Annotated in this window: 13 protein-coding genes; 2 read left to right on the top strand and 11 right to left on the bottom strand. The window is 51.8% G+C overall.

From position 1 onward, the window contains the following. Nucleotides 1-89 precede the first annotated feature (89 nt). From hfq to dusB, 8 genes are all read right to left on the bottom strand, one after another. Complete coding sequence (gene hfq, locus P8H26_RS05130; RefSeq protein ID WP_022712353.1) at nucleotides 90-326, bottom strand: RNA chaperone Hfq; 237 nt, start codon at nucleotides 324-326, stop codon at nucleotides 90-92. Nucleotides 327-694: 368 nt separating this feature from the next. Beyond that, nucleotides 695-1,498, bottom strand: a complete 804-nt coding sequence (locus tag P8H26_RS05125) for a capsular polysaccharide synthesis protein (RefSeq protein ID WP_289631784.1) — start codon at nucleotides 1,496-1,498, stop codon at nucleotides 695-697. Between the two features lie 29 nt (nucleotides 1,499-1,527). Beyond that, a complete protein-coding gene (trkA, locus tag P8H26_RS05120; protein WP_289631783.1) occupies nucleotides 1,528-2,904 on the bottom strand; it encodes a Trk system potassium transporter TrkA in 1,377 nt (458 codons plus the stop codon). A 2-nt stretch (nucleotides 2,905-2,906) separates the two neighbouring features. Beyond that, nucleotides 2,907-4,268, bottom strand: coding sequence for a sigma-54 dependent transcriptional regulator (locus P8H26_RS05115; protein WP_289631782.1), 1,362 nt, complete (start codon nucleotides 4,266-4,268; stop codon nucleotides 2,907-2,909). A 93-nt stretch (nucleotides 4,269-4,361) separates the two neighbouring features. Beyond that, complete coding sequence (locus tag P8H26_RS05110) at nucleotides 4,362-6,623, bottom strand: PAS domain-containing sensor histidine kinase (protein WP_289631781.1); 2,262 nt, start codon at nucleotides 6,621-6,623, stop codon at nucleotides 4,362-4,364. An 83-nt stretch (nucleotides 6,624-6,706) separates the two neighbouring features. Further along, nucleotides 6,707-8,116, bottom strand: a complete 1,410-nt coding sequence (gene ntrC, locus P8H26_RS05105) for a nitrogen regulation protein NR(I) (RefSeq protein WP_374708231.1) — start codon at nucleotides 8,114-8,116, stop codon at nucleotides 6,707-6,709. Between the two features lie 108 nt (nucleotides 8,117-8,224). Further along, the gene (locus tag P8H26_RS05100) at nucleotides 8,225-9,346 is read right to left on the bottom strand and encodes a nitrogen regulation protein NR(II) (RefSeq protein ID WP_289631779.1); all 1,122 of its coding nucleotides are present in this window, start codon (nucleotides 9,344-9,346) and stop codon (nucleotides 8,225-8,227) included. After that, nucleotides 9,346-10,365: a tRNA dihydrouridine synthase DusB gene (dusB, locus tag P8H26_RS05095; protein ID WP_289631778.1), complete on the bottom strand. Its 1,020-nt coding sequence runs from the start codon at nucleotides 10,363-10,365 to the stop codon at nucleotides 9,346-9,348. Before dusB ends, P8H26_RS05100 begins: the two co-directional genes overlap by 1 nt. Before the next feature lie 204 nt (nucleotides 10,366-10,569). On the opposite strand from dusB, the gene P8H26_RS05090 reads away from it, so the two are divergent. Together P8H26_RS05090 and P8H26_RS05085 are read left to right on the top strand one after the other, a co-directional pair. Next, nucleotides 10,570-11,772 (top strand): bifunctional 2-C-methyl-D-erythritol 4-phosphate cytidylyltransferase/2-C-methyl-D-erythritol 2,4-cyclodiphosphate synthase, encoded by a 1,203-nt coding sequence (locus tag P8H26_RS05090; protein WP_289631861.1) that lies wholly within the window; start codon nucleotides 10,570-10,572, stop codon nucleotides 11,770-11,772. A gap of 14 nt (nucleotides 11,773-11,786) precedes the next feature. Next, a complete protein-coding gene (locus P8H26_RS05085) occupies nucleotides 11,787-12,281 on the top strand; it encodes a CinA family protein (protein ID WP_289631777.1) in 495 nt (164 codons plus the stop codon). 6 nt (nucleotides 12,282-12,287) lie between these two features. On the opposite strand, the gene P8H26_RS05080 is transcribed toward P8H26_RS05085, so the two are convergent. From P8H26_RS05080 to P8H26_RS05070, 3 genes are all read right to left on the bottom strand, one after another. Beyond that, nucleotides 12,288-12,761: a type II toxin-antitoxin system RatA family toxin gene (locus tag P8H26_RS05080; RefSeq protein ID WP_289631775.1), complete on the bottom strand. Its 474-nt coding sequence runs from the start codon at nucleotides 12,759-12,761 to the stop codon at nucleotides 12,288-12,290. A 124-nt stretch (nucleotides 12,762-12,885) separates the two neighbouring features. Then, nucleotides 12,886-13,854 carry a lipoyl synthase gene (lipA, locus tag P8H26_RS05075; RefSeq protein ID WP_289631773.1) on the bottom strand — a complete coding sequence of 323 codons (969 nt, stop codon included), beginning with the start codon at nucleotides 13,852-13,854 and terminating at the stop codon, nucleotides 12,886-12,888. Between the two features lie 179 nt (nucleotides 13,855-14,033). Beyond that, nucleotides 14,034-14,231 carry a hypothetical protein gene (locus tag P8H26_RS05070; protein WP_028233977.1) on the bottom strand — a complete coding sequence of 66 codons (198 nt, stop codon included), beginning with the start codon at nucleotides 14,229-14,231 and terminating at the stop codon, nucleotides 14,034-14,036. Between the last annotated feature and the right edge of the window lie 101 nt (nucleotides 14,232-14,332).

The following is a 14,332-nucleotide window of genomic DNA, read 5'->3' as shown; positions in this document are numbered from 1 at the left end:
TACAAACAAATATATCCGCAGGCCTTGAGGCGCCGCGGATATAAAAACATTCTCAAATTTCAGAAAACAGTCGTAAAGATCTGTAAAACTTACTCTTCTTCGCCTTCAAACATCTGCACAGGCTGGCTTGGCATGATGGTTGAGATGGCATGTTTATATACCAGCTGTGAATGTCCGTCGCGGCGCAACAGCACACAGAAATTATCAAAGGATGTGACAATACCTGTCAGCTTTACACCATTAATCAAAAAAATCGTCAGAGAGATTTTTTGCTTACGTACAGAATTCAGAAAGAGATCCTGAAGATTTTGCGATCGTTCAGCCATTTTTTTATTCCTTTATTTCGATCCGCAACCGGTACTGATTTGAGCTGGCAAACAGCCCAACTCATATTTATGCTGGCAGGCAGACGTACGCCACAAACAGATATGCACTGAAGAAACTTCAGGAAATATTCCCTCCGCAGCTCAGCTTTATCATCCGCCTCAGATATTGCACCTGTATTTTGATACAGAATCAAGTGTTACGGGAATAATCCCACATTCCACAAAGGGTTAACAGGCCGCTATTTTTTGCGCAACGTCAAAATGTTGTATGATGCCGGATCAATAGTCACAGATCGTTCAAGGACAAAGCCTCCCAGATCAGAACATTACTGAATTCAACTCTGCACACTTCACCAAAAGCTTGTGCCTTATGCTGTTTCCGGCAGTTCTCCTGTTTCCTTCAGCATCCACTCATAAAAACTGCCTGCGCGGACAACCAGATCTTCCGGGCTTTTGCGATGGATATGAAAACCTATGAAATCAGGATGTTGCAATGGCTCAAGGGCATATTCCGGATCAAAAATATTCAGACAGTCACGCCCCGTCCAATAATAGAAGCTTTCTTTTGGCGCAGCATTTTCAAAGCAGCCATATTTCTTCGCCAGTCTGGATATGCCGTCATTGCCGAAAATCGTAATACCGATAGCGGCAGGCGTCACTTCCTTACCCGTCAGGCGATACCATAACGGCCGCAATACACGACGGCGCAATCCAAGCCATTTCGGCAGCGGATAATTTCCCGCCATATAAGCATCAAACTCCGCTATCACCGGATAATCATGCGGGAAATACAGAGCCGACACGCCCACGCGCTCTTTATTTTCCCGTGCCAAATAGGGTTTTGACACATCCGGATGAAACTGCTTATGCAGATAAACATCCGTATCAAGCCATACACCCTGCTTCTGCTTCATCAGATTAATGCGGAAAATATCGCTGAACTGGACGATCGTCACATATTCTTTCAAATCCGGAAAAGCCGGATCAAGACGACGGAATGATTCAATCGGCAAAATAGCAGATGCATCATGCTGCTCCACACCTTCGGGCAGATTTTCAACCGGCTGATAGCTGAACAGTTTCACACGCTGGCCTGTTCTGACCATAGATGTCAGGCACATATGATCTACAGGTCGCAATCTGGTGCCGTACCAGAATGTACAAATATCCATAAAACAATCTCAATTTTAAAATCGGGTGTTTAAAAGAAATCGAGACTCACACGGAACATTTGCTCCACATGCTTCACCGCATCACTTGTAGCAAACATTACGACACGATCATTACGGCGAATATGCAAATCACCGTGTGGTTTAATCACTTTGCCGTCACGATAAACCGCCCCGACACGTAGCCCCGCAGGCAGATCAATATTACGCAGCGGTGCGCCCACCAAAGGTGAAGTCTCCAGCGCCTCCGCTTCAATCAGCTCGGCCCGCCCGTCATACACACTGTGCACCGAGCGGATACGTCCGCGCCGCACCTGCTGCAAAATCTTGGAAATCGTTACGTTTTTAGGACTGACATAGGAATCAATACCAACCGTATGGATAAACTCCTGATAGGCTGAGTTATTAATCAGCACCATATTCGACTTACAGCCAAGACGCTTGGCCATAATGCTCGACAAAATATTTGCCTGATCCTGATTGGTCAGTGCCACCAGCAAATCCGCATCCTGCACTTCTGCTTCACGCAACAATTCCTGATCAAGTGCACTGCCATTCAGTACAACCGTCTTATCAAGCTCGTCTGCCACAAAAGCCGCGCGTTCACGATTATGCTCAATGATCTTCAGGCGGGTATGTGGCTGGCGCTCTTCCATTTTCTTGGCAACATAGAGCCCGATATTACCACCACCGGCAATAATAATCCGGCGTGCCTCCGGCTTGTCGTGGCCAAACAGGCCGAGCGTGCGGCGCACCTGCTCCACCGTTGTCACCACGTAGGCCAAATCGCCCGCCAGCAAATGATCCTCAGAGTGCGGAACAAACAGCTTGTCATTGCGCACCACGCCGACAACCGTTGACGGCAGATCTGGAAACAGATCGGTCAATTGTTTCAGCGGTGTATTGATGATCGGGCAGTCTTCCATGCATTCAATGGCAAAAGCGACCACCTTGTCATCGGCAAAGCGCAGCACATCGGAAGCGCCGGGAAGAGCGATACGGCGCAGCACCATATCACCGACTTCAAGCTCCGGCGAAATCACCACATCAATCGGCATATTATCGCGCGAGAACATCTCCTGATACTGTTTTTCCAGATAGGTCTGCGCGCGGATACGGGCGATCTTGGTCGGCACATTGAACAGCGAATGGGCAACCTGACAGGCCACCATATTGATCTCATCGTAAAGCGTGACAGCAATAATCATATCTGCTTCGTCAGCACCGGCCGCCTGCAATACGTCAGGATGCGAGCCGTGCCCGACGAAGCCACGCACGTCGAGAAGATCGCGCACAGCATGAATAAGCTTTTCCGATGTATCAATCACCGACACATCATTCTGCTCGGCTGCTAACCGCTCGGCAATACCAAAGCCGACCTGACCGGCACCGCAGATGATGATGCGCATGATTATACTCCGAGCGACTTGAGTTTACGGTGCAGAGCAGAGCGCTCCATACCCACAAACTCAGCCGTACGTGAAATATTGCCGCTGAACCGGTTAATCTGAGCCACCAGATATTCCTTTTCAAACATTTCACGCGCTTCACGCAGCGGCAGCGCCATAATATGCTGATCGGAATCCGTTGGTGTGCGCGGCAGTGTATCACCGATTTCCGCAGGCAGCAGATCAGCTGTCACCGGTGCATCCACGTCATCACCACGCGCCAAAATCATCAGGCGCTCAACATTGTTGCGCAACTGGCGCACATTGCCCGGCCAGCTGTGCGATTGCAAAACAGCCATCGCATCATCACTGATACGGCGCGGCTTGATACCGGCCTGCTCGGCCACCTGATTGATGAAGAATGCCACCAGTGACGGAATATCATCGCGGCGCTGCGCCAATGGCGGCACCTGCACAGGCACAACTGCAAGCCGGTGAAACAGGTCTTCGCGGAACAGGCCTTCGGCAATCATGCCCTCAAGGTTTTGCGCTGTGGACGAAATAATACGCACATCCACTTTAACACGCTTGGTGCCGCCAACGCGTTCAAACTGCTGATCGACCAATACGCGCAAAATCTTGTTCTGCGTTTCGCGCGGCATATCGGCAATTTCATCGAGATAGAGAATGCCGCCATGCGCCTCTTCCAGTGCGCCGACTTTGCGTTCACCACCGTCCATTTCGGTGCCGAACAGCTCAATCTCCATGCGTTCCGGTGTAATCGTCGCTGCATTCACAGTCACGAATGGTCCGTTGGCACGGCCCGACAGCGCATGAATTGCCCGCGCGGCCATTTCCTTACCCGAGCCGGAAGGTCCGGTAATCATAATACGGCTATTGGTTGGCGCCACGCGCTCAATCGTCTGGCGCAACTGGTTCATTGCCAGAGAATTACCAAGCAGCTCGAAAGTCTCACCGGAGCGTTTGCGTAAGTTAGAAACCTCACGCTTGAGGTTCGATGTTTCCAGCGCGCGCTCAGCCACAAGGATCAGACGATCCGCTTTGAACGGCTTTTCGATAAAATCATAGGCACCGCGGCGGATAGCCGACACAGCCGTTTCAACATTACCATGACCGGAAATCATCACCACCGGCAAATCCGGATGCAGCTTTTTGATTTCATCCAGCAGTGCCAGCCCGTCTAGGCGGCTGCCCTGCAACCAGATGTCCAGAAACACCAGACGCGGCACACGATCATTGATCGCAGCCAAAGCGCTGTCTGAATCGAAAGCTGTACGGGTTTCGTGTCCTTCGTCGCTTAAAATACCAGCAACCAGATCACGGATGTCCGTTTCATCATCAACGACGAGAATATCAGAAGCCATTTAATCCACCTGCCTTGTTCCCATTATCCTGCTGCCAAACTGCAATATACTTTGGCAACGGATATTTTAAATTCAACTGCCTGCACCTGTCACTCATGCCTGCAGCTCCTCATTTGTATTTGTCTCTGCCGCATTCGGTGTTTCCGGCGGCGTCGCAGGGAAAACCATGCGGATCATCGCACCTCTTCCCTGATAGAAATCGGCTGGCGCATCATGCAGTTCCATATGCCCGCCGTGATCCTCAACGATTTTTCTGACAATAGCGAGGCCAAGGCCGGTGCCTTTTTCACGCGTTGTCATATAAGGCTCCAGCAAACGCTGCCGGTTATCGCCCGGCAAGCCCTTACCATTGTCGATTACATCGACAATCAGCTGATCATTTTCCTGATAGGCCTTGAGCAGAATATGCCCGTGATAATTATCTTCACCGGTAACGGCTTCAATCGCCTCACTGGCGTTTTTAATAATGTTACCAAAAGCCTGACCAAGCAAGCGACTGTCAAAATGACCATAGAGCGGCGTTTCGCTCAGGCGTTGCTCAAAACTGATTTCGCTGCGGCTCACTTCCACCAGAAATGCAGCTTCTTTCAGCGAATCCCGCAAATCAATGGTTTCCATTTTCGGCTTCGGCATACGCGCAAAAGACGAGAATTCATCCACCATCCGGCCAATATCGCCGACCTGCCGGATAATCGTCTCCACGCACTGGTCAAAAACCTCACGGTCTTCGGTAATGACCTTACCATAGCGGCGGCGGATACGCTCAGCAGAAAGCTGGATCGGCGTCAGCGGGTTTTTAATCTCATGAGCAATACGGCGCGCCACATCAGCCCATGCGGTTGAGCGCTGCGCCTGCACCAGATCGGTAATATCATCAATCGTCACAACATAAGAACGCTCGTCGCTTGTGCCGTCTTCAATCGTGATCTGCACATTGAAGGTGCGGGTTAAGCCGCCACGCATCATCGACACCTGATCGCGATAAACCGCACGCCCTGAATCGTGAGCGACCTCGAACACCTGCCCGATTTCAGGAATATGTGCGCTCAGGCTCGTGCCGATCACGTCATCCCCTTCAACGCCGAACATCTGCTCTGCGGAACGGTTGACAATATTAATCAGGCCAAGCGCATCAACGCCGATCACCGCAGCCGTGACACCGGACAAAACAGCTTCGGAGAAGCGGCGGCGTTCATCAATCTGATCTTTGGCGGCCAGAAGATCCGTGCGCTGGCTTTTCAACTCCGCAACCATGTTGTTGAAAGTGCCCGCAAGTGCACCAAGATCACCATCACTGGAGCGCACCGGCACAGAAACCTCAAGATTGCCAACCGCCACTTCATCGGCAGCACCGATCAGCTGACGGATTGGCCGTACCAAACGGTCAGCAACAGCAATACCAGTCCAGATGGCAGGCAACAGAACAATCAGCATCAGGCCGAAATAGAGCAGCGCAAAAATCACCTGCGTCGGGATACGGTTAGCCTCCATATCCTGATAACGCTTGGTATTAGCCTCCATCAGGCGCATGGAGTCCAGAATTTGCGCATCCACACGTCGCACCGTGTAAAGATAAACACCCGGTATCTCGCGCATTTTGATGATCGCACCAACAAAATTGCTGGTCGGCCCCGGCGGAATAATCACCGGATTGCCATCCCTTGCAGTCTCAAACGCTTCAGATGGCGGCTGTGGCAGATTTGCGCCGCCCTGCTCGCTGCGCAGCACAATGCTGCCGTCTTCGCCCAGCAATTGCGCGCCGAGCAAACCGCGCCCCAGCGCCTGCAGGGTCATCAGTTGCACAAAACCATTGCGGTCAAGGCTGTAAAGTGTGCGCTGCGCGTCCATATCCTGCAGCATCGAATAGGTCGTGCTTTGCAGATTACGCGCAGTTTCGTTGATATAACCGTTGGCAAGGCTGATTGATGAATTAACGATGTTGCGCGTATTGGTCTCAAACCAACGATCCAGCCCGAGATTGAGTGTCACACTGGCAACAATTGCCACCACAATCGCCGGAACCGCAGCAATCAGCGAGAACAGGGCAACAATGCGCACATGCAGCCTTGCGGCAGCGCGGCCATGACGGCGCGCCTGCGTAATACGGAAAATCTCACGGATAATCAGCGCCAGCAGACTAACGACCAGCACCACATTGATGATGATCAGCGTCAGCGTCACATTCAGATCAGGCACAATCGGCGTAACACCGATCATAATCAGAAAGGATACAAGCGAGGCAATAATCGACAAGACAACAATGATTACACCCGGAAGAGCCAGCAAACGTCTTTGTTCACTCACCCGTGCAGGTTTAAATTCGCGCAACCACTCAAGCAGACTCGTCTTATCCATTCCGTTAATCTATTATAAACCGTTGCCATCATGCAACAGAATGTTGCACATATGCAACGTTATCGCTGATGACGCTGGCTATATTAGCTATTCTTGAAGATATTGAGGTCGTGGTCGCGGATTTTTTTGCGTAGCGTATTGCGGTTCAGACCCAGCAATTCTGCGGCCTTGATCTGATTGCCTGAGGTCGCAGTCAGACTTGCTGCCAGCAGCGGATATTCGATCTCTTCCAGAATACGATCATAAAGCCCTTGTGGCGGCAATTCACCATTGAATGAGGCAAAATACTGGCGCAGATAAATCTCCGTCGCCTCACGCAAATTGGTGATCTGATCAGCTTTCAGCCCTGCCTCGTCTGCATGTAATGACGGCGGCAAATGCTGTAATTCATGGCGGATAATCTCGGCATTAATCTCATCCTGCGGATAGAGCGCCGCGAGCCTGCGCACCAGATTTTCCAGTTCACGTACATTGCCCGGCCATGTGTAATGGCGCAGCACTGCAAATCCCTCGGCACTGATCTGTTTGGCTGGCAGACCTTCCTTTTCCACCAGCCGGAAGAAATGCTGCACAAGATCAGCCACATCTTCACTGCGCTCACGCAGCGGCGGCATACGCAGCGGCACCACATTGAGCCGGTAGTATAAATCCTCGCGGAACTGGCCTTTATGGATTTGTTTCAGCAAATCCTTATTAGTAGCAGCCACGATACGCACATCAGTTTTAATCGGCGTACGTCCGCCAACGGTCATATATTCGCCCTGCTGGAGTACGCGTAACAGACGCGTCTGCGCCTCCATCGGCATATCACCTATTTCATCAAGAAACAGTGTGCCACCATTGGCCTGCTCAAAGCGCCCTGAAAAACGCTGCTGTGCACCGGTAAAGGCTCCTTTTTCATGGCCGAATAATTCAGATTCAATCAGATCACGCGGAATAGCTGCCATATTGATCGCCACAAAAGGCCCGTTACGACGGCGGCCATATTCATGCAAAGCGCGGGCAACCAGCTCCTTACCCGTACCGGACTCACCGGTAATCATTAGTGTCAGATCAGTCTGCATCATGCGTGCCAGCACACGATACACATCCTGCATCGCCACTGAGCGACCAACGAGCGGCATATTTTCCGCCTGCTCGTCCACATCCTGCTTTTTCTGCACCGGCTTTGGTTCGGACAAAGCGCGACGCAGCAGGCTCACCATCTCGCTCAGGTCAAATGGCTTTGGCAGATAATCATAGGCACCGGCTTCCGATGCGCGAATAGCGGTAATGAAAGTATTCTGCGCACTCATCACCACAACCGGCAGATCAGGGCGCGTTTTGCGGATGCGCGGCAGAATTTCGAAAACGGAACCATCCGGCATATTCACATCGCTGATAACCAGATCACCTTCGCCGCTCGTAATCAGCGCCCAAAGCGCTGCACGATTGCTGGCAAGGCGCACAGCATAGCCTGCTCTGCTCAGCGCCTGATTAAGCACTGTGCGCATGGCTGCATCATCTTCAGCAACGATGATTACCGGTTCATTCAATGCCTCACCCCCACATATATAAATATTATATTACATGATATTAGATAGATATTTTAATATTTAAATTTAAACAACAGAACTGTCTTGTTTCCAAATCGGCAACAGAATACGGAAAATGGTTTTTCCGGAGAAACTTTCGCATTCAATCATGCCGCCATGATCGGCAATGATCTTGGCTACCAAGGGCAAGCCCAGACCAGAGCCATTGGTTTTGGTTGTGATGAACGGATCAAACAGGATCGGCAGAATATCCGGCGCAACCCCGCCACCATTATCAATCACGCAATATTCCAGTGGCAGAGACAAGCGTTCACCCGTCGCCGGTACAATCATATGCATGCCTGCTTTATAGGCCGAAGTCAGCAGGATCTCGCCCTTTCGCCCTGAGCGTTCCTCTGGCTCGATCGCTTCAGCTGCATTTTTAATCAGGTTGAGAAACACCTGTATCAACTGATCGCGATTACCCCAGACACGTGGCAGCGACGGATCATAATCCTCGCGGATCGTGACATGGGATGCAAAGCCGTGGCTCGCCAGCGTTTTGACATGACCCAGCACCGTGTGAAGATTAACAGCGGAACGCTCAATCGGACGCTCGTCGGAGAACACATTCATCCGGTCGACCAGTGCGACTATACGGTCAGCTTCATCACGGATCAGCTGGGTCAATTCACAATCGGACTCATTGGCCGCATCGCGTGCTGACATTTCCAGCAATTGCGCGGCACCTCGAATACCTGAAAGCGGGTTCTTGATCTCATGCGCCAGCATCGCCGCCAAACCGGAAACAGAACGCGCCGCGCCGCGATGGCTCATCTGGCGATTGAGCTTCTCAGCCATTGCTGTTTCTTTGAACAAGATAACAACCTGATCCGGTATTTCACTCACCGGCGTTACCTGCACATCCACCATGCGCTCAGTGCCTAAACGAGGTGACGACAGATCAATATGATATTCATTGACCGCTGTACCGCTTTGAATAACCTGCGCAATCAGGCCAATCAGAGGGCTTGCAGGCGGGAGAAAATAATTGAGGCCGTGGCGCTTCATGATCCCTGCACTGGAGCCGAAAAACACCTCAGCCTGCGCATTAGCATAAATGATGCGCCCCGCAGCATCTGCCATTATCACAGCTTGCGGCAGTGTATTCAGCACATGATCGGACAAAGAGAATGCAACGGCATCCATCAGGCAGCTTCCTTCAGGGATTTTGCCCCTGTGATTGGTGACAGGCCGTTATAAATATCGGTGAGAATGTCGGATACTTCCTGCGCATTGCCGGAGGTCATCAACGCTTTTTTGACCGTATCGGGCACGATCGGCGCATGGCGCTCCATATACCAACCCAGATGTTTACGGGCATGACGGACGCCGGTCTTCTCACCATAATGTTCCAGCATGGCGTGATAATGCGCGAGAATATAATCGCTCAGATTTTGCGGTGCGGCCTTAGTTTCATCGCCGCGCAATTCATCTGCAACCTGCCCCGCCAGCCAAGGCTGACCATAGGCGGCACGGCCAATCATCACCGCATCGGCACCGGAGCGGCGCATAATTTCCTGCACATCGGCAGCACTGCCAACATCGCCATTGGCAACGAGCGGCACAGAAATTGCCTCACGCACGGCGCGTATCGCATCCCAATCGGCATGGCCGGTATAGAACTGACAGCGCGTGCGGCCATGTACGGTAATCATCTGCACACCGGCATCAACAGCGCGCTGCGCCAGTTCCGGCGCATTGATTGAATTGTGATCCCAGCCAAGCCGCATTTTCAGCGTCACCGGCACTTTGACAGCTTGTACAGTGGCTTCAATCAGTGTCAGCGCATGATCCAGATCGCGCATCAGTGCAGAACCGGAATAGCCGCCGGTCACCTTTTTGGCAGGGCAGCCCATATTGATATCGACAATATCCGCACCTTCACCTTCAGCAATTTTAGCGGCCTCGCCCATCCAATGCGCTTCACGGCCTGCAAGCTGCACGACATGAGTCTGCAGGTCACCGCGTTCCATGCGCTTACGGCTCTCGGAGTGATGATTACACAGCTCTGCACTGGCAACCATTTCGGAAACCACCAGACCTGCCCCTGCCTCCCACGCCCGACGACGAAACGGCAGATCAGATACGCCGGACATCGGCGCCAGAAACACGCGATTGCGGATTTCCACGTTTCCGATCTTTAATGGCAGGGTTGCAGTCGTCATTATCAGCCTAAAAATTGTGCAATATTAAAAACGCTCAAACTTTAAGCAGATTTATAGGTTTTATCATCTTCATGCAAGAAAAAGCGGATTTTACTAAAGCTCTTTAAACATCATACGATTATCAAAAAAACATCACTGGTATTTCGTTTATCAAGGCGTTATTCGCTATAAACAGAGGTGTGACAGCTCGGAAAGGCTTTTCTCATTCGCACAGCAGCAGTTATAGTCGCCGCAGGACGCGGAGAACGCGCCGGTCAGAGCACCGAAGGCCCAAAGCAATATCGTCGTATTGGCGGTCAGGCTGTGCTGGCGCATACTTTACGTACCTTTCTGGCCTGCGAGCAGATTTCGCCTGTAGTGGTGGTGATCCATTCCGATGATCACGATCTTTATCATGCTGCGCTGCAACGCGCTGATATTGATGCTGCGCGTATTCGCCTTGTTACCGGTGGCCCGACACGACAGGAATCCACCCGCCTCGGTCTTCTCGCTTTGTGCGATAATGCACCGGATTATGTGATGATACATGACGGCGTGCGCCCGTTCATCACGCAGGATCTGCTCAAGCGCATTATGATTGCCCTGCACCCGCAGACCGGTGTGCTGCCTGCCCTTGCCGTTTCCGACACACTGAAACAGGCTGGCGGCGATGCTTTGGTCACCAAAACCGTGCCGCGCGCGGGGCTTTTTGCAGCACAGACACCGCAGAGCTTTCCGTTTGCGCCCATCTTGGATGCGCATAATGCAGCATTTGCATTGGGACGCACAGATTTCACCGATGATGCCGCCATTGCAGAATGGCAGAGCATTCCTGTTCGTGTTGTCGAGGGCTCAGCCGATAACACTAAAATTACATGGGCAAAGGATATTGAAATGGCAGATCAGCGCTTGCGTCAAGATGTGGTTGCTTTTCCGGACATTCGCACGGGCAATGGTTATGACGTGCATAGTTTCGAGGCCGGAGATCATGTGTGGCTCTGCGGCGTGAAAATTCCGCATACACATAAGCTTAATGGTCATTCCGATGCCGATGTGGCGCTGCATGCACTGACGGATGCCCTGCTTGCCACTCGCGGCGCAGGTGACATCGGTACGCATTTTCCACCATCTGATCCGCAGTGGAAAGGCGCAGCCTCACGGCAATTTGTTGAGTTTGCAGTTAAAATCGTGCGTGAAGCCGGTGGACGTATTGCCAATGCCGATATTACACTGATTGCCGAAGAGCCGAAAATCGGTCCGCATCGGGAAGCCATGACCGCAGAACTCAGCGATATGCTCGGCGTCAGCACTGACCGCGTTTCGGTCAAAGCCACGACCAATGAGAAAATGGGCTTTGTCGGCCGTAAGGAAGGCATTGCTTCTATCGTAACCGTCAGCGTCATCTATCCGGGTGAAGTGCCCGCATAAAGGAAGGCATATTCATGAGTCTCGTAGCAGAAGAACAAGCTCTCGCCGTTCTTGATGCCTGCCGCAAGGCGCAACTCATGATTACCACTGCCGAATCCTGCACCGGCGGCATGATTGCCGCCGCACTGACCGACATTGCCGGTTCGTCCGATGTCGTTGATTGCGGTTTCGTCACCTATAGCAATGAAGCCAAAGCCTCGCTGATCGGCGTTTCCCAAAGCCTGCTCCGTGATTTTGGTGCGGTGTCGAAACCTGTCGCCATTGCTATGGCTGAAGGTGCACTGAAACATGCCCCGCAGGCTAGTATCAGCATTGCAGTCACCGGCGTTGCAGGCCCTTCAGGAGGCAGCGCTAAAAAACCTGTCGGACTGGTGCATATCGCCTGTGCGAGACAGGGGGTTGAAACCCTGCATCTGGAATGCCGCTTCGGCGACCAATCGCGCGAGGCTATCCGGTTAGCCACAGTGCATGCTGCATTGGATTTGGTTCTGCAAAGGCTGGCTGAGTAATTTTAATTACTTAATCGCATCGCCGGTTTTAATGCCGTAAATCTGATCGGCGCGTTTTTCAAAAGCTTCCGCAAATTTGCGGAAAGCCAGATCAAACATTGAGCCCATTACCAATCCGAGCGTGCGGCTTTTGAATTCATAATCAATGAAAAAATCAACATCGCTATGCGTACCGTCACCGACCGGTACAAATGTCCAGCGGTTGTCGAGATAGCGGAACGGCCCGTCAATATATTTGACCTCAATCACCCGTTCATCCGGCTTGAGCAGCACCTGTGTGGTGAATGTCTCACGGATCAACTTATAACCAACAGTCATGTCGGCCAGCAGCAAGGTTTTACCGTCGCGTTCTTTGCGGGAACGGATAGTCAATGCTTCACACATCGGAACAAATTGCGGATAAGTTTCAACATCCGCGACGAGAGCAAACATTTGCTCCGCGCGGTGCTGAACCTGACGTGTGGCAGTAAATTGCGGCATAGTTTTATCGGTTACGCTGTTTTAGAGCATTTCCAGTTTATGATGTACCATAGGAAATGCTCTATCTATTTGCTTTGACGCGTATCTTATCCGAAAACCGGCTCCCACTTTTCGGGATACGCTCTTAATTACGACTGGCGATCAGCGCTTCACGAGCATCACGCAGCTTGGCAAAATCATCGCCCGCATGGTGTGATGAACGTGTCAGAGGGCTGGAAGCGACCAGTAGGAAGCCTTTGGTTTTACCAATCGTTGCGAAAGATTTGAACTCATCCGGTGTCACATAACGGATAACCGCATGGTGCTTACGGGTTGGCTGCAGATACTGACCAATGGTCATGAAATCCACATCTGCTGAGCGCAGATCATCCATCAGCTGGAGAATTTCATTACGCTCTTCGCCCAGACCAACCATGATACCGGATTTGGTGAAAATGGTCGGATCGAGTTCTTTCACGCGCTGCAACAAACGCAGGGAGTGGAAGTAACGGGCACCCGGACGCACTTTCAGATAGTTGGACGGCACAGTTTCCAGATTGTGGTTGAACACATCCGGACGCGCCTTAACAACGATCTCAAGAGCACCTTCCTTACGCAGGAAGTCCGGTGTCAGGATTTCAATCGTGGTCTGCGGGCTGGCAGCACGAATTGCATGAATAACTTCAGCAAAATGCTGTGCGCCGCCATCGGCCAGATCATCGCGGTCAACGGAGGTGATAACCACATGGGTCAAACCCATCTGTTTCACGGCCTTGGCCACATTTTCCGGCTCATTCGGGTCGAGAGTGGTCGGGATACCGGTCGATACGTTACAGAACGCGCAGGCACGGGTGCAGATTTCACCCATAATCATGAATGTCGCGTGTTTCTTATCCCAGCACTCACCGATATTCGGGCAGCCGGCTTCCTCGCATACTGTGACAAGCTTGTTAGAGCGCACAATATCGCGGGTCTCGCCATAGCCGCGTGAAGTCGGAGCTTTAACGCGAATCCAGTCAGGCTTTTTCAAAAGTGCTGTGTCGGGCCGGTTGGCCTTCTCAGGATGACGAAGGCGTTTTCTGTCGTCGTTAACGGTGTCCAGAAGCGTAACCATATGTCTTTCCCAAAACGGCCAAAGCGGCCTTCAGATTTCGTAACACCGGAAATTCCGGCCAGAATATTGCGCCTGCATAGCAGGGAGGACTGCCAAGGTAAACAAGCATGCTTTAACCCTGCCCGCCTCAAATGTCGTAACAGCTCATATAAGCCGTCAGCTTTTATATACAACCGGACTCAGCGTCGCGCCGCTTCACCGATTGCCTTGAACACCAGTGCCCAGATCAGGCCGAAACAAAATCCGGCCAGCCCCAGCGCCAGTGTTACACTCCACACGCCATACCAGCCCGAGAGTGCATAGCCATTAATTGAAATCACATTGCCGGACAGAAAGCTGAGTGTCGACACACCAAAACCAAGCCCCAAACCGATCAGCGTTGAATATTTCAGCACTGTCAGCGCAGCTTTGCGATAAGGTGATCCGTCTTTAATCAGCGGCAATTGCAATCCTTCTCAAAAGTGAAACCGGCCTGAAT

It is taken from the genome of Pseudochrobactrum sp. sp1633, assembly GCF_030376605.1.
GTDB lineage: Bacteria > Pseudomonadota > Alphaproteobacteria > Rhizobiales > Rhizobiaceae > Pseudochrobactrum.
Note: the sequence above shows the minus strand (reverse complement) of the source record. Positions and strands in the feature narration are given on the sequence as shown.

Coding starts and splice junctions, on each gene's coding strand:
- trkA (WP_289631783.1), bottom strand. CDS start 2,904: ATGCGCATCATCATCTGCGGTGCCGGTCAGGTCGGCTTTGGTATTGCC.
- hfq (WP_022712353.1), bottom strand. CDS start 326: ATGGCTGAACGATCGCAAAATCTTCAGGATCTCTTTCTGAATTCTGTA.
- P8H26_RS05100 (WP_289631779.1), bottom strand. CDS start 9,346: ATGGATGCCGTTGCATTCTCTTTGTCCGATCATGTGCTGAATACACTG.
- P8H26_RS05080 (WP_289631775.1), bottom strand. CDS start 12,761: ATGCCGCAATTTACTGCCACACGTCAGGTTCAGCACCGCGCGGAGCAA.
- P8H26_RS05110 (WP_289631781.1), bottom strand. CDS start 6,623: ATGGATAAGACGAGTCTGCTTGAGTGGTTGCGCGAATTTAAACCTGCA.
- ntrC (WP_374708231.1), bottom strand. CDS start 8,116: ATGCGCACAGTGCTTAATCAGGCGCTGAGCAGAGCAGGCTATGCTGTG.
- P8H26_RS05115 (WP_289631782.1), bottom strand. CDS start 4,268: ATGGCTTCTGATATTCTCGTCGTTGATGATGAAACGGACATCCGTGAT.
- lipA (WP_289631773.1), bottom strand. CDS start 13,854: ATGGTTACGCTTCTGGACACCGTTAACGACGACAGAAAACGCCTTCGT.
- dusB (WP_289631778.1), bottom strand. CDS start 10,365: ATGACGACTGCAACCCTGCCATTAAAGATCGGAAACGTGGAAATCCGC.
- P8H26_RS05085 (WP_289631777.1), top strand. CDS start 11,787: ATGAGTCTCGTAGCAGAAGAACAAGCTCTCGCCGTTCTTGATGCCTGC.
- P8H26_RS05125 (WP_289631784.1), bottom strand. CDS start 1,498: ATGGATATTTGTACATTCTGGTACGGCACCAGATTGCGACCTGTAGAT.